Annotated in this window: 13 protein-coding genes; 11 read left to right on the top strand and 2 right to left on the bottom strand. The window is 63.3% G+C overall.

Translation table 11 applies throughout. The features are described from left to right. The first annotated feature begins 46 nt into the window (after nt 1-46). The 11 genes from FFM81_RS14610 (at nt 47) to FFM81_RS14560 (ending at nt 14011) form a co-directional block, all read left to right on the top strand. Nucleotides 47-718, top strand: a complete 672-nt coding sequence (locus FFM81_RS14610) for a response regulator transcription factor (protein WP_003569356.1) — start codon at nt 47-49, stop codon at nt 716-718. After that, nucleotides 708-2111, top strand: coding sequence for a sensor histidine kinase (locus FFM81_RS14605; protein ID WP_003569355.1), 1404 nt, complete (start codon nt 708-710; stop codon nt 2109-2111). The genes FFM81_RS14610 and FFM81_RS14605 overlap by 11 nt, the downstream gene beginning before the upstream one ends. A gap of 118 nt (nt 2112-2229) precedes the next feature. Further along, entirely contained in the window at nt 2230-2655 is a 426-nt protein-coding gene (locus FFM81_RS14600; RefSeq protein ID WP_003569353.1) for a hypothetical protein, read from the top strand. Nucleotides 2656-2753: 98 nt separating this feature from the next. Beyond that, complete coding sequence (gene ccmI, locus FFM81_RS14595) at nt 2754-3914, top strand: c-type cytochrome biogenesis protein CcmI (protein ID WP_003569351.1); 1161 nt, start codon at nt 2754-2756, stop codon at nt 3912-3914. Further along, a complete protein-coding gene (gene ccmE / locus FFM81_RS14590; RefSeq protein WP_138384782.1) occupies nt 3911-4408 on the top strand; it encodes a cytochrome c maturation protein CcmE in 498 nt (165 codons plus the stop codon). Before ccmI ends, ccmE begins: the two co-directional genes overlap by 4 nt. Then, complete coding sequence (locus FFM81_RS14585) at nt 4405-6393, top strand: heme lyase CcmF/NrfE family subunit (RefSeq protein ID WP_138384783.1); 1989 nt, start codon at nt 4405-4407, stop codon at nt 6391-6393. Before ccmE ends, FFM81_RS14585 begins: the two co-directional genes overlap by 4 nt. Then, complete coding sequence (locus FFM81_RS14580) at nt 6390-6845, top strand: cytochrome c-type biogenesis protein (protein WP_138384784.1); 456 nt, start codon at nt 6390-6392, stop codon at nt 6843-6845. The genes FFM81_RS14585 and FFM81_RS14580 overlap by 4 nt, the downstream gene beginning before the upstream one ends. Before the next feature lie 244 nt (nt 6846-7089). After that, a complete protein-coding gene (locus tag FFM81_RS14575; RefSeq protein ID WP_003569345.1) occupies nt 7090-8688 on the top strand; it encodes a Do family serine endopeptidase in 1599 nt (532 codons plus the stop codon). 66 nt (nt 8689-8754) lie between these two features. After that, complete coding sequence (locus tag FFM81_RS14570) at nt 8755-9510, top strand: response regulator transcription factor (protein WP_375164600.1); 756 nt, start codon at nt 8755-8757, stop codon at nt 9508-9510. Continuing rightward, a complete protein-coding gene (locus FFM81_RS14565; RefSeq protein ID WP_003569341.1) occupies nt 9507-10916 on the top strand; it encodes a sensor histidine kinase in 1410 nt (469 codons plus the stop codon). Before FFM81_RS14570 ends, FFM81_RS14565 begins: the two co-directional genes overlap by 4 nt. A gap of 137 nt (nt 10917-11053) precedes the next feature. Further along, entirely contained in the window at nt 11054-14011 is a 2958-nt protein-coding gene (locus tag FFM81_RS14560) for a bifunctional [glutamine synthetase] adenylyltransferase/[glutamine synthetase]-adenylyl-L-tyrosine phosphorylase (RefSeq protein WP_003569339.1), read from the top strand. Here FFM81_RS14560 and FFM81_RS14555 read toward each other — a convergent pair. Together FFM81_RS14555 and pepN are read right to left on the bottom strand one after the other, a co-directional pair. Beyond that, entirely contained in the window at nt 14008-16317 is a 2310-nt protein-coding gene (locus tag FFM81_RS14555; protein ID WP_097536471.1) for a PAS domain-containing sensor histidine kinase, read from the bottom strand. The two genes, FFM81_RS14560 and FFM81_RS14555, sit on opposite strands and share 4 nt — an antisense overlap. 191 nt (nt 16318-16508) lie before the next feature. Beyond that, nucleotides 16509-19157, bottom strand: a complete 2649-nt coding sequence (gene pepN, locus FFM81_RS14550; protein WP_097536469.1) for an aminopeptidase N — start codon at nt 19155-19157, stop codon at nt 16509-16511. Between the last annotated feature and the right edge of the window lie 48 nt (nt 19158-19205).

Below are 19205 nucleotides of genomic sequence, written 5' to 3'. Positions count from 1 at the left end.
GGTCTATTCAGAACATGATCGATTTGAAGCGGACGAAGGCGGACCGATGCGCATCCTGGTAGTCGAAGACGACGTCAATCTAAACCGGCAGCTGGCCGACACGCTGAAGGAGGCGGGTTATGTCGTCGACCAGGCCTTCGACGGCGAGGAGGGTCACTTCCTCGGCGATACCGAACCCTATGACGCCATCATCCTCGATATCGGCCTGCCGGAACTGGATGGGGTGACAGTTCTCGAAAAATGGCGCGGCGCCGGCCGCGGCGTGCCGGTGCTGATCTTGACGGCGCGCGACCGCTGGAGCGACAAGGTCGCCGGCATCGACGCAGGCGCCGACGACTACGTCACCAAGCCTTTCCATGTCGAGGAAGTGCTGGCTCGCATCCGGGCGCTGATCCGGCGTGCGGCGGGACACTCCTCATCCGAGATCATCTGCGGGCCGGTGCGGCTCGATACCAAATCCTCGAAGGCGACGGTCAATGGTACGACGCTGAAGCTGACCTCGCACGAATACCGGCTGCTTGCCTATCTCATGCATCACATGGGCGAGGTCGTCTCGCGCACCGAACTGGTCGAGCACATGTACGACCAGGATTTCGACCGCGATTCCAACACGATCGAGGTCTTTGTCGGCCGCCTGCGCAAGAAAATGGGCGTCGATCTGATCGAAACGGTGCGCGGTCTCGGTTACCGCATCCAAGCGCCGAAACATGCGAATTAAGTCGCTCACCGCACGTGTCTTGCTGCTGACCACGGTCTGGTCGACGGTGGCGCTTGTGGTGATCGGCCTGTTGATTTCCACTCTCTACCGCAAGAGCGCCGAACGTGGTTTTCAGGATCTATTGCGCGCGCAGCTTTATAACGTCATCAACTCGGTGACGATCGGCGATCAGGGGGCGTTGAGCGGAAGCCCGCAGCTCGGCGACCTGCGGTTTGCTCAGCCGAAGACCGGCTGGTATTGGGTGGTAGAACCGCTCGGTACCTATACGACGGCGCCGCTGGTCTCGCCCTCGCTCGGCTCGGCGCTCATTCCGGTTCCCTCCGTCGTCGAAGCGCCCTTCGACAAAAATTACGAACGCTATTACCAAGTGACGGATGCCTCTGGTAACCGCGTCCAGGTAGCCGAGACCGAAGTGGTGCTCGATACCGATGGGCGCGCGGCGCGCGTGCGGGTCACCGGCAATGTCGATGTCGTCGAAGACGACGTGCGCACCTTTTCCCATAGCCTCTATCTGGCGCTCGCCGGTTTCGGCGTCGGCAGTCTGATCGTCAATGCGCTGGCGATTCTGTACGGCCTGAAGCCGCTCGACAAGGCGCGTGCCGCGTTGGAGCGCATCCGCGCCGGCGAGAGCGAGCAATTGAAAGGTGATTTCCCGCGCGAAATCCTGCCGCTCGCCAACGAGGTCAACGCACTGATCGACAGCAACCGCCGCATCGTCGAGCGGGCGCGCATGCAGGTCGGCAATCTCGCCCATTCTCTGAAGACGCCGATTGCCGTTCTGCTCAACGAGGCGCGTGTTCTCGAAAAATCCCATGGCGAACTGGTGCGCAGCCAGGCGGAATCGATGCAGGGGCAGGTGCAATCCTATCTCAACCGAGCGCGCATCGCCGCGCAGCGCGAATCCGTGCTCGCCCGCACCGATGCCGAACCGGCGCTCGAGCGGCTAGTGCGCGTCATGCGCCGGCTGAACGTCGATACCGAATTCGATCTCGTCGTCTCGCCGCCGCATCTGGCCGTCGCCATGGAGCAGCAGGATCTCGAGGAAACCGTCGGCAATCTCCTGGAGAATGCGGCGCGTTTTGCCAAAAGCAAGGTACGGCTTTCGGCCGTCGAGGCCGGCGACGACGTCAAGGGAGCGGAGGCAAGCGCGCGGCGCCACTGGGTGGAGCTTGCCGTCGAGGATGACGGGCCCGGCCTGGAGCCCGATCAGATCCGCGAGGCGCTGAAGCGCGGCCGCCGGCTCGACGAAAGCAAGCCCGGCACCGGCCTCGGCCTCTCGATCGTCACCGAGATTTCCGGTGAGTATCAGGGACGGCTCGAGCTTTCTCGCGGCGAATGGGGGGGGCTGAAGGCGAAGCTTATCCTGCCCGGCATCACAAAGGATGTTGCATGAGCAACTGCTTGATGTCACAAAGATACTGGCAAATGTATAGCATGCTTTGCCTTAATGCTGACACGGGGACGCTGCACTTCGATCGGCTGAAATTGACCCCTGATCGTGGTTCGACGCAATGATTTTACGCTCGCAAGGCATGATCGCTTCCGCTCTTCTCGTCGCCGTCGCGCTCACCGGCTGCACGACGACGAAGGGTGCCGCTTCGCGCGGCATTTTTTCGAGCAAGCCCTCGGCCTCAGCCGCCTTCCTCACTGCGCTGCAGGGCGGCCTTGTCGGCCGCAGCGGCGTAAACTTGAGCGACAGCGACAAGCAGCGGGCGCTCGAGGCGGAATATCGGGCGCTGGAAGGTGCCGCCGTCGGCCAGCCGATGCTGTGGACCGGCAAGGACGTCACTGGCAAGGTTGTCGCCGCAGCACCCTATCAGGTCGGTTCGCAGAACTGCCGGCAATACACCCATACGCTGACCGTCGACGGCAAGGACACCGTGGTGCGGGGCGCTGCCTGCCGCAACGAGGACGGCAGCTGGTCGCCACTCGGTTGAGACGATTTCCGTTCCGAATTGCGGCCAAAAGCCTCAAATCTTCGTCATTCCGGCTTTGGCAGTTGGAATGACGGCGCGCTTCGCGTATTTGGGCCGATATGCTGTTCTGGATTCTCGTTGCCGCTTTGACGGCAGCCGTTGCCGCCATCCTGCTCTACCCCCTTCTGCGCGGAGCGAAGGCGGCGGAGAATAGCCGTGCCGGCGAGGCGGCGGTCTATCGCGACCAGCTGCGTGAACTCGACCGCGATCTGAATGGCGGACTGATTACGCCGGAAGAAGCTGATTATGCTCGGGCGGAAATCGGCCGGCGGCTGATCGCCGTCTCTGCCGACGAGCCGGAAGAGGCGCCGAAACCCGCCCGGCACCACCGTTTCACCGAAGCCTTCGTCCTTCTGCTTCTGCCCCTTCTCGGGCTCTGTCTTTATTTGACGACCGGCAGGCCGGACCTGCCCTCGCAGCCGCTGCAAGCGCGGCTGGAAAATCCCGGCAACGACGTGGCGGTGCTGATCGCCAAGGCGGAACGGCACCTGGCGCAAAGTCCCGATGACGGCAAGGGCTGGGACGTGCTGGCGCCGATCTATTTCCGCACGATGCGCGTGAACGACGCGCAGGTCGCCTATCGCAATGCTATCCGCCTTCTTGGCCCAAGCCCGGTCCGGCTCGATGGCCTGGCCGAGACGCTGATGGCGGTCTCCGACGGCGTAGTGACGGAGGAAGCGCGTCGGGTGCTTGAACAATCGCTGACGCTGGAACCGAATAATCCGCGCGCCCGCTTCTATGTCGCCCTTAGCATGGAGCAGGCGGGACGGCCCGATGAAGCGCGCCGGGCCTTCGAGGCGCTGGCAAAACAATCACCAGCAGAAGCGCCCTGGCTGCCGCTGGTCAACGAACATATCGCCATGAATGGCGGCGAGCCGGCTGCCCCGGACGCCGAACCGGCTGCCCCTGGCAATCCGAGTGCCCCTGGCAATCCCACGCAGCAAGATGTGGCGGCGGCGGAGAATATGAGCACCGGCGATCGGCAGCAGATGATCCGCGGCATGGTCGAGAGCCTCGACGCCAAGCTCAGCGTCGATCCGAACAATTTTGAAGGCTGGATGCGGCTCGTCCGCTCTTACGCGGTCTTGAACGATAAGGATCGCGCCGCCGGCGCCCTGAAACGCGGGCTTGCCGCTTTTCCGGCGGGCAGCGAGCAGGGCAGGCAATTGCTGGCGCTTGCCAATGAGCTCGGCATCGCCACGGAAGGAGTGACGGAATGACGCGCAAGCAGAAGCGCCTGGCGGTGATCACAGGCGGCATGGGCTTCATTGCCGCCGCCGTGCTGCTTGTCATGTTCGCCTTCAGTCAGTCGGTCGCCTATTTCTACATGCCGGCCGATCTGGCAAAGACGCCGGTGGCGCCGGAAACCCGTATCCGGCTCGGCGGCCTGGTGGGAGAGGGCAGCGTCGTGCGCGGCGCTGGCTCGACCGTGGAATTTGCCGTCACCGATAGCAGCACCAATGCCGTGAAGGTTCAATATACCGGCATCCTGCCCGATCTCTTCCGCGAAGGGCAGGGCGTCGTCACCGAAGGCATGTTTAGCGCCGGGACCAACGTCTTCGTTGCCGACACCGTGCTTGCCAAACATGACGAGACCTATATGCCGAAAGATGTAGCCGACAGGCTGAAGCAGCAGGGGCTGTGGAAAGAAGGCCAAGGGCAGGAAAGCCCGGGGAAAGAAAAAAAAGCCCAGGAAGCGAAAGCCACGCAATGATCATCGAGATCGGCCATTACGCTCTGGTATTGGCGCTCGCAACGGCGCTCATCCTCTCGATCGTGCCGGCGTTGGGCGCCCGCCGCCATGACCGGGCGATGATGGATGTGGCGACGATTGGTTCGCTGGCGATGTTTTCGCTCGTCGCCTTCGCCTTCGGCGTCTTGACCTATGCCCATGTCGTCTCGGATTTTTCCGTCGAGAACGTCTGGGAGAATTCGCATTCGCTGGTGCCGCTGATCTACAAATATTCCGGCGTCTGGGGCAATCACGAGGGATCGATGATGCTCTGGCTATTGATCCTGACGCTGTTCAGCGCGCTCGTCGCCGTCTTCGGTCGCAACCTGCCGGAGACGCTGAAGGCCAATGTACTTTCCGTGCAGGCCTGGATTTCGGTCGCCTTCACGCTGTTCATTCTGCTCACTTCCAATCCCTTCCTGCGACTCGATCCGGCCCCGGCCGAGGGCCGCGATCTCAATCCCGTCCTGCAGGATGTCGGTCTGGCGATCCACCCGCCGCTGCTCTATCTCGGTTATGTCGGCTTCTCCGTCTGCTTCTCCTTTGCGGTTGCTGCCCTGATCGAAGGGCGCATCGACGCCGCCTGGGCTCGCTGGGTGCGGCCCTGGACGCTGGCCGCCTGGACCTTCCTGACACTTGGCATCGCCATGGGCTCCTACTGGGCCTACTACGAACTCGGCTGGGGCGGCTGGTGGTTCTGGGACCCGGTGGAAAACGCCTCTTTCATGCCCTGGCTCGCCGGCACCGCATTGCTGCATTCAGCGCTCGTTATGGAAAAGCGCGAGGCGCTGAAGATCTGGACGGTGCTGCTCGCCATCCTCACCTTCTCGCTGTCGCTGATGGGCACCTTCCTGGTCCGCTCCGGCGTGCTGACCTCGGTGCATGCCTTTGCCAGCGACCCGAGCCGCGGCGTCTTCATTCTCTGTATCCTGCTGATCTTTATCGGCGGGGCGCTGTCGCTGTTTGCCTTCCGCGCGCCGAAGCTGTCGGCCGGCGGGCTGTTTGCGCCGATTTCGCGCGAGGGCGCGCTTGTTGTCAACAATCTGATCCTGACGGTTGCCTGCGGCACGGTGCTGACAGGCACGCTCTATCCGCTGCTGCTGGAGACGATCACCGGCGACAAGATTTCCGTCGGGCCGCCCTTCTTCAACCTGACCTTCGGCCTCTTGATGGCGCCGCTGATCGTCATCGTGCCCTTCGGGCCCCTGCTCGCCTGGAAGCGCGGCGATCTGCTCGGCGCCTTTCAGCGGCTCTACGTCGTTGCGGGTCTCGCCTTTACGGCGGCACTGATCTTCTTTTATCTCGAAGAGGGCGGGCCGGTGCTGTCGGTGCTCGGACTGGCGGCCGGGCTGTTCCTGGTCCTCGGCGCGGCTGCCGATCTCTGGTATCGCGCCGGCATCGGCAAGGTGGCGGGCAATGTCGCCTGGCACCGCTTTGCCGGCCTGCCACGTTCGGCCTTCGGTTCTGCGCTCGCCCATGCCGGGCTCGGCGTCACCGTACTCGGCATCGTCGCGGTCACGACCTTTCAGACCGAGCACGTCGTCGAGATGAAGCCCGGCGCGACGACCGATGCCGGCGGCTACAGCCTGCATTTCGACGGCATGCAGCCGGCGACCGGGCCGAACTATACCGAGGAGCGCGGCCACTTCACCGTCCGGCGCGCCGGTGTTGCGGTTGCCGACACCTGGTCGGCCAAGCGCCTTTACACCGCCCGCCAGATGCCGACGACCGAGGCAGGCATCCTGACCTTCGGGCTCAGCCAGCTCTACGTCTCGCTCGGCGACGCCACCAAGGACGGCGGCATCGTCGTGCGCATCTGGTGGAAGCCGTTCATCCTGTGCATCTGGGGCGGCGCTGTGCTCATGGCCTTCGGCGGCCTCGTCTCGCTCAGCGACCGCCGCCTGCGCGTCGGCGCGCCGCGCCGCAAGGCAAAGCAGACGCGACCGGCGCTGGAGCCAGCCGAATGATCCGGTGCCTCTTCCTGGTTTTGGCAATGATGCTGCTGGCCGCACCCGCCTTCGCCGTCAATCCCGACGAAGTGCTGGCCGACCCGGCGCTAGAGGCGCGCGCCCGCGCCCTTTCGGCGGAACTGCGTTGCATGGTCTGCCAGAACCAGTCGATCGATGATTCCAACGCCGATCTGGCCAAGGATCTGCGCCTGCTGGTGCGCGAGCGCATCACCGATGGCGACAGCGACGAGGCGGTGCTGAATTATATCGTCTCGCGCTACGGTGAGTTCGTGCTGCTGAAACCGCGTTTCAGCATGAAGACGGGCCTGCTCTGGGGCGCCCCCGCTTTGCTGGTGCTCGCCGGCGGCCTGTCGCTGCTCTTCCTTGCCCGCAGGAGGGCCGGAAGGCCGACGGGCAGCAAGCTGACGGCGGAGGAGCAGGCGCAACTGACCGAGCTGTTGAAGAAATAATCGGCCGCCAGCAATTCCGGCCGCGCCCCTCCGGCAGGAAAGCAGCACGCGGAGCGCAGAATTTCGGAGCCCCAGGCCGGCGCGGCTGAGGCCATCTGCACTCAGCCCTTTGCCAAACATTGCAAACATTACCAACTTTTCATCGGCCGGACAGTTCGCAGTAAGGTGCGGCATCCTATATCTTCATTCATCGACTGATCCGGCGTCGCCGGTCTGAGAACTAAGAACAAGAGAAGGTGCTCCAATGCTCAAGAATTTCAACGGACGTCCGTCCCTCGCCACCGTGCTCAAGGCTTCTACCGTTGCCGGTATTGCAGCCGCTGTGCTCGCAACCGGCGTTCCGCTCGAAATCACCCGGTCTTACGCTGAAGCCGTCAAGGTTCAGGCGCCTGCCGTGCCGAGCTTCGCGAATGTCGTCGATGCCGTTTCCCCGGCCGTTGTTTCGGTTCGCGTCGAAAACCGCGTCAATCCCGTCTCCGACAACAATGACGGCTTCTCCTTCGATTTCAACGGCCGCGGCTTCGACGATCTTCCCGACGATCATCCGCTGAAGCGCTTCTTCAAGCAGTTCGGCCAGGAGCCGAATGACCAGCAGGGCCATCAGCGGCGCTTCGGCCAGAACGGCCCCGGTGGTCCGGGCGGCCCGAATGGCCCCGGCGGCAAGGGCCGTCTGCGTCCGGTCGCTCAGGGCTCAGGCTTCTTCATCTCCGAGGACGGCTATATCGTCACCAACAACCACGTCGTTTCCGATGGCCAGGCCTTCGTCGCCGTCATGAATGATGGCACCGAGCTCGATGCCAAGCTGATCGGCAAGGATCCGCGCACCGACCTCGCTGTCTTGAAGGTCGACGGCAAGGGCAAGAAGTTCACCTATGTCAACTGGGCCGATGACAACAATGTCCGCGTCGGCGACTGGGTCGTCGCTGTCGGCAATCCCTTCGGCCTCGGCGGCACCGTCACCGCGGGCATCGTTTCGGCCCGCGGCCGCGATATCGGCTCCGGCCCCTATGACGATTACCTGCAGGTGGATGCCGCCGTGAACCGCGGCAACTCCGGCGGTCCGACCTTCAACCTCAGCGGTGAAGTCGTCGGCATCAACACGGCGATCTTCTCGCCGTCCGGCGGCAGCGTCGGCATCGCCTTCGCCATTCCCGCTTCGACCGCCAGGGATGTCGTCGCCGATCTGATGAAGGACGGCCAAGTTTCGCGTGGCTGGCTGGGTGTCCAGATCCAGCCAGTGACCAAGGACATCGCCGAATCCATCGGCCTTTCCGAGCCGAGCGGCGCCCTCGTCGTCGCCCCGCAGGCGGGATCGCCGGGTGACAAGGCCGGTATGAAGGCCGGCGACGTCGTCACCGCGCTGAACGGTGAAACGATCAAGGATGCACGTGATCTCAGCCGCCGCATCGGTGCGATGCAGCCGGGCAGCAAGGCCGAGCTATCGGTCTGGCGCGCCGGCAAGGCCCAGTCCCTGACCGTCGAACTCGGCACCCTGCCGGCCGACCAGAAGGATGCTTCTGCCGATGAAAACAGCCAGCCGCAGCAGCCTGAGGCACCGGCGTCCGAAAAGGCGCTTGCCGATCTCGGCCTGACGGTTGGTCCTTCCGATGACGGCAAAGGCCTGGCGATCACCGGCATCGACCCGGACTCCGACGCTGCCGACAAGGGCATTAAGGAAGGCGAGAAGATCACATCGGTCAACAACCAGGAAGTCTCCAGCGCCGCCGATATCGTCAAGGTGCTGAACCAGGCGAAGAAGGACGGCCGCACAAGGGCGCTGTTCCAGATCCAGTCCAGCGAAGGAAGCCGCTTCGTTGCGCTTCCGATCAACGGCCAGGGCTGAATTTTTAAGAAAACCGGAGCCGTGCGGGCGAAAACCCGCGCGGCTCGATTGTTCTGATTTTCAAGGATGATCGCGATGAGCGCCGCCCCGCAGGAAGATGCTTTGAGCCTTGCCGAAACGCAGCCGGTGGGTAATGTCGGCCGCATGAAGATTCTCATCATCGAAGATGATCTCGAAGCCGCCGTCTACCTCACGAAAGCCTTTCGCGAGGCGGGCATCGTCGCCGATCACGCCAGCGACGGCGAGGCCGGCCTGTTCATGGGGTCGGAAAATACCTACGACGTCATCGTCATCGACCGCATGCTGCCGCGCCGCGATGGGCTCTCCGTCATCAGCGAGCTGCGCCGCAAGGCGATCCATACACCTGTTCTCATTCTTTCGGCCCTCGGCCAGGTCGATGACCGCGTCACTGGCCTTCGCGCCGGCGGCGACGACTATCTGCCGAAGCCCTATGCCTTCAGCGAGTTGCTGGCCCGCGTCGAGGTGCTCGGCCGGCGCAAGGGCACGCCGGATCAGGACGTCGTCTATCGCGTCGCCGATCTCGAACTCGACCGGCTCTCCCACGAGGTGCGTCGCGGCGGCAAGGAAATCCCCCTGCAGCCGCGCGAATTCCGCCTGCTCGAATATCTGATGAAGAATGCCGGCCAGGTGGTGACCCGCACCATGCTGCTCGAAAACGTCTGGGACTATCACTTCGACCCGCAGACCAACGTCATCGACGTCCACGTCTCGCGCCTGCGCTCGAAGATCGAGAAGGACTACAGCCAGCCGCTCCTGAAGACCATCAGGGGCGCGGGGTACATGATCAAGGACGAGGGATGAGCCGCTTCAGGGTTCTATTCAAGTCCACCGCAGTCCGCCTTTCGGCACTCTATATCCTGCTTTTCGCCATCTGCGCCGCGACGCTCGTCTTCTATGTGACGGCGATGTCGGAACGGCTGCTGACCGGCCAGATCCGCGACGCCGTCAAGCAGGAGGTGGAGCAGGTGCAGCGCGCCTATGATAGCGGCGGCATGAACCTTCTGCTGCGCACGATGGAGCGGCGCGCCCGCCAGCCGGGCGCCAATCTCTATGTCATCGCCGGCCCCTCGGGCGATATTCTCGCCGGCAACGTCGCCTCGGTGCAGCCTGGCGTTTTCGAGGAAATCGGCTGGGCCTCGGCACCCTTCAGCTACCAGCGTTATACCGACAGCGGCGTCGAGCGCCGCCATAAGGCGATCGCCAATATCTTCGTGCTCGACAACGGCTTGCGGATCCTGATCGGCCGCGACCTCGGCGATCCCGAGCGTTTCCGTCTCTTGGTGCGCCAGGCGCTGATGGTGGCCTTGGCGATCATGGGACTTGGCGCCATCATCATCTGGTTCGCCATCGGCCGAAATGCGCTGAAACGCATCGACCGCATGTCGGATGCCAGCAAGAAAATCATGGCCGGCGATCTCTCTCAGCGCCTGCCGGTCGGCGGCTCTGGCGATGAATTCGACCGCCTGTCCATGTCTTTGAATACCATGCTGGAGCGCATCGAGAAACTGAACGAGGGTCTGCGGCAGGTCTCCGACAATATCGCCCATGATCTCAAGACGCCGCTGACGCGGCTGCGCAACAAGGCTGCCGATGCGCTCGATCTCGGCGATGGCGAGACGCGGCGCACTGCGCTCGAAGGCATTATTTCCGAATCCGACCAGTTGATCCGTACCTTCAACGCGCTGCTGATGATCTCCCGCGTCGAGGCCGGGTCGGTCGCCGCCGAGATGTCGCCTGTCGAACTTTCGGCGATCGTCTCCGACAGCGCCGAGCTTTACGAACCGGCGGCCGAGGAAGCCGGGCTTGGCCTCAGCGCCAGCGTCGAACCGGGCGTCGAGGTGCAGGGTAACCGCGAGTTGATCGGCCAGGCAATCTTCAACTTGCTCGACAATGCCATCAAATATTCCTCCGATACCGAAGGGGCGGGCACGGTGTCGCTGAAGCTTGCCCGCCATCCGGATGGGATCTGCCTTTCGGTCGCCGACCATGGGCCGGGTGTTCCGGCCGACAGGCGCGACGATGTGGTTAAGCGCTTCGTTCGCCTCGATGAAAGCCGTTCGAAGCCGGGGACCGGGCTCGGGCTTTCGCTTGTCGAAGCGGTCATGGAGCTGCACAATGGTCGGCTGGAGCTCTCCGATACCGATCCCGACAGGCCCGGACAGCGCGGCTTGACTGTCAGCATGATCTTCCCGGCCAAGGCTGCCTGAACTCTGCTGCCGAATTGCGATCCGCTGAATCGCGTATTGGCGGTTTGCCGCCGAGACCCTAGTTTAATGCCGATCGAAGCAGGCGGTTCGCGATTCCATGCGGCCGTTTTCTTCCGCTCAAAAGCCAGGGAGAGCGCATGCTGACGAAATCGACGCATGGTCTGACGGATGTGGCCGAAGGACTGCTGCGCCCCTTGAACCAGACCGAATTGAAGCTGGCGCTCGCCGACCTTCAGGAAGCCGGCAAAAGCGAGCCGTCGGTGGCTGCGATGCTGAACACGGAAGGCCCGCTGCGCGATTTTATCGCGGCGGCGCTGACGCTGTCGCCCTATTTGCGCGAAATCGCCAATCTCGATCCCGCCGTTCTCGCCGGGGCTATCACTGAGCCGCTGGAGCCGCAGATCGAGGCGCTGGTTGCCGAGGCGCGCGGCAGCTGGCGGCCGGACGGCGAGGGGGCCGCGCCGGCGGAATCGGCGGTGATGACCAGGCTGCGCATCATCAAGCGCAAGGTCGCTTTCCTCGTCGCGCTCGCCGATCTCGCGCGCATCTTTGACGGGCGGGCGACGACAGCCTGGCTGAGCGAGCTTGCCGAGGCTTCGGTTGCCGCGGCGATCGACCATCTGCTGCTTGCGGCGCATGAGAGCGGAAAGCTCAAGCTGCGCAATCCGGCGGCTCCCAGCGACGGTTCCGGGCTGATCGTGCTCGGCATGGGCAAACTCGGCGCCTGCGAGCTCAACTATTCCTCCGATATCGATCTCGTCGTCTTCTTCGACGAAGAAGCCGGCATCGTGCCCGACCCCGATGACGCGATCGAGATCTTTCCCCGGATGATGCGCCGGCTGGTGCGCATCCTGCAGGAGCGCACCGCCGACGGCTACGTCTTCCGCACCGATCTGAGATTGCGCCCGGATCCCGGTTCGACGCCGCTGGCGATCCCGGTCGAAGCGGCAATGATCTATTACGAGGGCAGGGGCCAGAACTGGGAACGGGCGGCCTTCATCAAGGCGCGCGCCGTTGCCGGCGACCTTGCGGCGGGCGGCGAATTCCTGCGCGGCCTTTCCCCTTTCGTCTTCCGCAAATATCTCGATTACGCGGCGATATCCGATATTCATTCGATCAAGCGGCAGATCCACGCGCATAAGGGCCACGGCGCAATCGCCGTCAAAGGCCATAACGTCAAGCTCGGCCGCGGCGGCATCCGCGAGATCGAATTCTTCGTCCAGACGCAGCAGCTGATCGCCGGCGGCCGCATGCCGGCCCTGCGCGGCCGGGCGACGGAAGAAACGCTTGGTGAACTCACCAAGGCGAAATGGATCGACGCGGCGACCCGTGACGAACTGACCGAGGCTTATTGGTTCCTGCGCGATGTCGAGCATCGCATCCAGATGGTGCGCGACGAACAGACCCACCTGCTGCCGGAGACCGATGCCGACCTGAAGCGCATCGCCTTCATGATGGGCTTTACCGATACGCCGAGCTTCGCCGAACGGCTGGTCGGCGTGCTGAAGACGGTCGAGCGCCGTTATGCCCACCTATTCGAACAGGAAAGCAAGCTTTCCACCGGCACCGGCAACCTCGTCTTCACCGGCCAGGGTGACGATCCCGATACGCTGGAGACGCTGAAGAAGCTCGGTTTCACCAGGCCCTCCGATATTTCCCGCATCATCCGCACCTGGCATTATGGCCGCTACCGGGCAACGCAATCGGTCGAGGCGCGCGAAAGGCTGACGGAGTTGGCGCCGGAACTCCTGCGCGTTTTCGGCGAAAGCAAGCGCGCCGACGAGGCGCTGCTGCGTTTTGACAGCTTCATCTCGGGCCTGCCCGCCGGCATCCAGCTCTTTTCGCTGCTCGGCAGCAATCCGGCCCTCTTATCGCTGATCGTCAACATCATGTCTTCGGCACCTCGCCTTGCCGAGGTGATCGCCGCGAGGCCGCATGTCTTCGACGGCATGCTCGATCCCGGCCTGATGGCCGAATTGCCGACGCGCGATTATCTCGGCGAACGGCTGAAAGCCTCGCTTGCCCAGGCGCGTCACTATGAGGAGGTCCTCGACCGTCTGCGCATCTTCGCCGCCGAGCAGCGCTTCCTGATCGGTATCCGCTTGCTGACCGGCGCAATCAATGGGGATATGGCTGCACGCGCCTTTACCCATCTCGCCGACCTCATCATCGCGGCGGCACTCCAGGCGGTGGTGAGCGAAATGCGGGCCGCGCATGGCGATTATCCGGGCGGGCGCATCGCCGTTGCTGGCATGGGAAAACTTGGCAGCTTCGAGTTGACGGCCGGTTCCGACATCGATCTGATCCTGCTCTATGATTATGACGACGCGGCCTCCGAATCCGATGGCCCGAAACCGCTCGACGCGACGCGTTATTTCACCCGCATTACCCAGCGCCTGATCGCCGCCCTGTCGGCGCCGACCGCCGAAGGCGTGCTCTATGAGGTCGATATGCGGCTGCGTCCCTCCGGCAACAAGGGGCCGGTCGCCACCCGCATCAATGCCTTCGGCAAATACCAGCGCCAGGAAGCATGGACCTGGGAGCATATGGCGCTCAGCCGCGCCCGGCTGATTTCAGGCGATGACAGTCTGATTGCAGAGGCCGAACACATCATCCGTGAGGTGCTGTCGGCCGATCGCGACATCGCCAAGGTGGCACATGACGTCACCGAAATGCGCGAACTGATCGACAAGGAAAAGCCGTCCTCCGGCCCATGGGATTTAAAACTGATCCCCGGCGGCGTCATCGACCTCGAATTCATCGCCCAGTATCTGGCGCTGATCGCCCCGACCAAGGGCGTCGGCATGGCCGTGAACGGAAAAAGCACCGGCGAGGCGCTGAAGGTGCTTGGCGACCGGCTGATGGCGACCGCCGATCTCGACATCTGCCTCGAAGCCTTCGCCCTTTATACCGGCCTGTCGCAATTGATCCGCCTCTCTATCGACGGCCTCTTCGATCCGGACGACGCCCCGGCCGGCCTCATCGAACTCGTCTGCCGTGCCGGCGACTACCCTGACATCAGGACGTTGGAGGGGGAGCTGAAGCGGCTTTCGAAAGCAGTGCGCAAAATATTTTTGAATGTCGTGAAGGCTTAGACATCATCGGGGATGCGCAGCGAGATCACCGTGCCCACACTTTCGCGGGAACGGATCTTCATGCGGCCGCCATGTAGCGCGGTCAGCGAGCGGGAGATGGCCAGCCCGAGGCCGGAGCCTCCCTTGCTCTTGGCATATTGGCTCTGCACCTGTTCGAAGGGCTGGCCGATCTTCGACAGCGCCGAGCGCGGAATGCCGATGCCGGTATCGGCGATGGTGACGAGGACGGCGCCATTGATGCGGCGGGTGCGCACCGCGATGCGGCCGCCATTGTCGGTGAACTTCACCGCATTGGAGAGCAGGTTGAGAAGCACCTGTTTCATCGCCCGGCGGTCGGCCGTCAGTGTCAGGCCGGACGAGATGCGCTGGTCGATGACGATGTTCTTCTCGGCCGCCGGAATGGCGGTGAAGCGCAGGCTTTCCTCGATCAGCGGCACCAGATCGATGCGCTCGCAGTGCAGCCTGAGATGGCCGGCCTCGATCTTCGACATGTCGAGAATGTCGCTGATGACGTTGAGCAGATGTTTGCCACTGTCATGGATATCGCGGGCATATTCGTCGTATTTCAGCGAGCCGAGCGGGCCGAACATCTGGTTCTGCAGGATTTCCGAGAAGCCGAGGATGGCGTTGAGCGGCGTGCGCAGCTCGTGCGACATATTGGCGAGGAATTCCGATTTCGCTTTGTTGGCGGCCTCGGCGCGTTCCTTCTCGGCCTGGTAGTTGGCGTTGGCGGTCGAAAGTTCGGATTTCTGGATTTCCAGCGTCTGGCGCGAGGCGGAGAGATCGCCGATCGTCGCCATCAGCCGGCGCTCGGATTCGCGCAGCCGTTCCTGATGGCGTTTCATCAGGGTGATGTCGGTCCCCACCGAGACCCTGCCGCCGTCGCGGGTGCGCCGCTCGTTGATCTGCAGCCAGCGCTCGTCGGCAAGCTGCACCTCCGTCGTGCGTGAATAGCCGGGGCCGTCGGCATCGGCGATCCGCCGCTCGATGACTGGGCGGGCGGCGGCGGCATTGACGATCGAGCGCTCGGTGCCAGGCACGAGCACACTGTCCGGCAGGCCGTAAGCCTGCTGGAAATGCGTGTTGCACATCACCAGCCGATCGTTCTTGTCCCAGAGCACGAAGGCTTCCGAGGTGCATTCGATGGCGTCGGCAAGGCGCTGGTCGGCTTCCGCGTAGCGCTGGGCGAGCCGATGCTGCTCGGTCACATCCATGGCGATGCCGATCAGGTGCACGCGGCCGGAATTGCTGCGGATCACCTGGGCGCGGGCGCGCATCCAGACATAGTGGCCGCCGGCGTGGCGCATGCGGAAGATCTGATCGACCTGGCCGGAATGGCCCTTGGCGATGGCGCGCGCAATCTCGTAGAGCCCGCCGTCATCGGGATGCATTAGGCGGGCGGCTTCGCCGAAGCCCATCGTCTTGTCGGAACCCGGCAGGCCGAGCATGTCGTACATCGAGCGCGACCAGAAGAATTCGCGGTTCTCGAAATCGAAGTCCCAAAGGCCGCAGCGGCCGCGCGACAGCGCCGTCTCGACGCGCAGGTTCGATTCCAGGAAGATGTCGTCGGCGTCGCGGGCGCGCTTCACCTGCGTGTAATAGGCGTAAAGGATGACCAGCAGGATGGAGGAAATGCCGGCAAACAGCGTGACGTTGAGAGCCAGCTGCTCGCGCCAGAGCCGGCTGATCTCGTCGAGCGAGGTGGCGGCGACGATATAGCCGCCGGCATTGCCCATCAGCGTGATCTCGGCATAGTGCGGCACGCCGCCGATCGTCGTTTCGATGACGCCGGCGCGATCGCCGAAACGCCGGATCGCCGAGACCTCCGGGAAGAAATCGCCGACATTGCTGCCGACATGCGAAAGTCCGGCGGTCGTTGCGGCAAAGACCTTGCCGCTTGCCTGGACGAGCAGCACGAAAGCGCCAGTGTCGAGCCGGTCCTGCGGCAGGAACTTGGCGAGTCGGGCTTGCGCTTCTGCGATATCGCCGCTGTCGAAGATGTCGGAGGCATCGGCAAACACCGCGGAGGCGGTCGCTGCCGAAAGCGCGGTGGCATGGCGGGCCGAGGCTTCGAGGCGGGAATATTCGCTGACCATGCCGAAGAAATGCGAGGCGGCGACGACGAAGAGGAAGGCGACGATCAGCGCCGGAATGGCGCGCTTCAGGAGCAGTTCGGCCTTCGGCAGATGACGCAGAAGCGGTTCCGATGTCGCATGACCGGAGAGGCTGTCTCGCCAGGCTTTCAGCCCGTCAAAATCGACACGCAGCCGTCCACCGGCCACGGTTGCCCGTCGCACGTCCATCATCTCTTCGCCTTGTCCTCGTGTGATTCGCGCGCCGCTCGCTCGAACCTGATCTAGAGAATCATGGGTGATTCGCCTTGTCCAGAGGCAAAGGTAAAAATCCGTTAACTATTTATAATTTCGCGTTTTTCAGGCGATTCGAATCGCCGCGGAAATGAGCCGCCGCGTCTTTCGCAGCGGCCCGCCGAAGCAAATCACCCCTTGAGCGTGCGCTCGACGATGTCGCGCACGTCGGTCGAAAGAGCAGCAGCCTGTTCGATCTCAGTCAGCGCCGCGCGGGCGAGCTCGGCGCGCGCCGGTTCGAGTGAGCGCCAGGAGCGCATCGAAGTCAGAATGCGGGCGGCAAGCTGCGGGTTGCGCTCGTCGATATCGAGGATCTGACGGGCGAGGAAACGATAGCCTTCGCCGTCGGCGCGGCCGAAGCCGGTCGGATTGGCAAAGGCGAAGGTGCCGACCAGCGACCGCATCCGGTTCGGATTGGTCCGCTTGAACAGCGGATCGTCCATCAGGGTGCGGACCCGTTCCAGGGTTTTTGCACCGGGAATGCCGGCCTGGATTGCAAACCATTTGTCGATGACGAGGGCATTTTCCGCGAAACGGTCGCGGAAGCCTGCCAACGCCTCGCTGGTCTCGGCGCTGTCGGGGAAACGATGAGCGAGGATCGTCAGCGCATGGCTAAGATCGGTCATGTTGTTGGCCGCGTCGAAGGCCGCCTTGGCGCGGGCCGGCGTCTGTTCGGCATGCGAGAGATAGGTCAGCGCCGTATTGCGCAGCGCTCTGAGACCGGCGCTTTTCGCATCCGGGCTGAAATCGCCCGACGTCGTCATCGCTGCGTAAAGGCCGGCAAAAACATCCTTTCCGGCATCGGCGATCTGCTTCAAGATCGCCTGCCGGCCGGCATGAATGGCATCCGGATCGTTATTGCCGCCGAGTTCGCGGGCAATATCGGATTCGCTCGGCAGCGCTAGGGCCTGGGCGCGGAAGGCCGGCTCGAGGCTGTCGTCGGCGGCGGCCGCAATCAGCGTCTCGACGAAGGTCGCCTCGCAGACGACGGGCTTGCCCTCGCGGGCGTCGCGGGCGGCTTTCAGCAGGTTCGGCAGCGCCAGATCGGTGAGCGCCTGCCAGCGGGCGAAGTGATCGGTCTCATGGCGGGCGAGGTGGGCGAGATCGGCCGGGCTCTGATCGAAATGCAGGTTGATCGGCGCCGAGAAGCTGCGGTTGATCGAAACGACCGGACGCGAGCCAATGCCGTGGAACACCACCGTCTGCGTGCGGCCGGTCAGATGCAGCACCTCGCCGGCATATTCGGCGCCATCGACCGAGCTTGGCTCGAGCTTGCCGCCGTTTTCGCCGAAGAGCGCCAGGCTGAGCGGAATATGCATCGGCTCCTTGCTCGGCTGGCCGGGCGTGGCAGGCGTCATCTGCTCGAGCGACAGGGTGAAGCTGCCGGCGGCCGCATCATAGCTACCCGATGCGGTGACGAGCGGCGTGCCGGCCTGATGGTACCACAGCGAAAATTGCGTGAGGTCGCGGCCGCTCGTATCCTCGAAGCATTTGACGAAATCCTCGATCGTTACGGCCTGGCCGTCATGGCGATCGAAATAGAGGTCCATGCCCTTCTTGAAGCCGTCCTTGCCGAGCAGCGTCGCGATCATGCGCGTGACTTCGCTGCCCTTTTCGTAGACCGTCGTCGTGTAGAAATTGTTGATCTCGCGATAGGTCGTCGGTCGCACCGGATGCGCGAGCGGGCCGCCATCTTCCGGGAACTGCTCCGATTTCAGGTGACGCACCTCGGCGATGCGTTTGACCGGGCGCGAGCGCTGGTCGGACGAGAATTCGTGGTCGCGATAGACCGTCAGGCCTTCTTTGAGGCAGAGCTGGAACCAGTCGCGGCAAGTGATGCGGTTGCCGGTCCAGTTGTGGAAATATTCATGCGCGATGATCGTTTCGATATTGGCATAGTCGGCATCGGTCGCGAGTTCCGGATCGGCAAGGACGTATTTGTCGTTGAAGACGTTGAGGCCCTTGTTCTCCATCGCTCCCATGTTGAAGTCGGAGACGGCGACGATCATGAAGATGTCGAGATCGTATTCGCGTCCGAACCTCTCTTCATCCCATTTCATCGAGCGTTTCAGCGCGTCCATCGCATAGGCCGCGCGCGGCTCCTTGCCGTGCTCGACATAGATCTTCAGTACCACTTCGCGGCCCGACATGGTGGTGAATGTGTCTTCGACGACGCCGAGATCGCCGGCAACGAGCGCGAAGAGATAGCTCGGCTTCGGATGCGGGTCGAACCAGGCGGCGAAATGTTTGCCGGGGCCGTAGCCGGCGCCGCCGAGGAAATTGCCGTTCGACAAGAGCAGCGGGTTGGCGTCCTTGTCGGCGATGATGTTGACCGTGAACGGCGCAAGCACGTCGGGACGATCGGGGAAATAGGTGATTCGGCGGAAGCCTTCCGCCTCGCATTGCGTGCAATAAATGCCGCCGGTGCGGTACAGCCCCATCAGCTGGGTGTTGGCTTCGGGGTTGATGACCGTGGTGATCGTCAGCTCGAAAGGCGCGCTTTCCGGCAGGTCGCGCACCGTCAGGCTTTCCGCTGTTGCGTCATAGCGCGAAGGGTCGAGCTCCACCTGGTCCAAGAGCAGCCCCGACAACGTCAACTCGTCGCCGTCGAGCACGATTGGCGCTGCCGGATCGGCGCCCGGGCGGCGATGAAAGATCAGCCGTGCCTCGACCTTTGTCTCCGTCGGGTCGAGTTCGAAGGTCAGGTCCACGCGTTCCAGCACGAAGTCGGTGGGACGGTAATCTGCCAGATGAATGACCTGGCCGGTATCTGTTCGCATGGTGTTTCCTGAAGACCGTTATTTGACAACCGCGGAATACAGAGGCGG

The sequence above is a fragment of the Rhizobium hidalgonense genome (genome assembly GCF_005862185.2).
In the GTDB taxonomy this organism is placed as follows: Bacteria; Pseudomonadota; Alphaproteobacteria; order Rhizobiales; family Rhizobiaceae; genus Rhizobium; species Rhizobium hidalgonense.
This window is presented reverse-complemented; position numbering and strand designations above follow the sequence as displayed.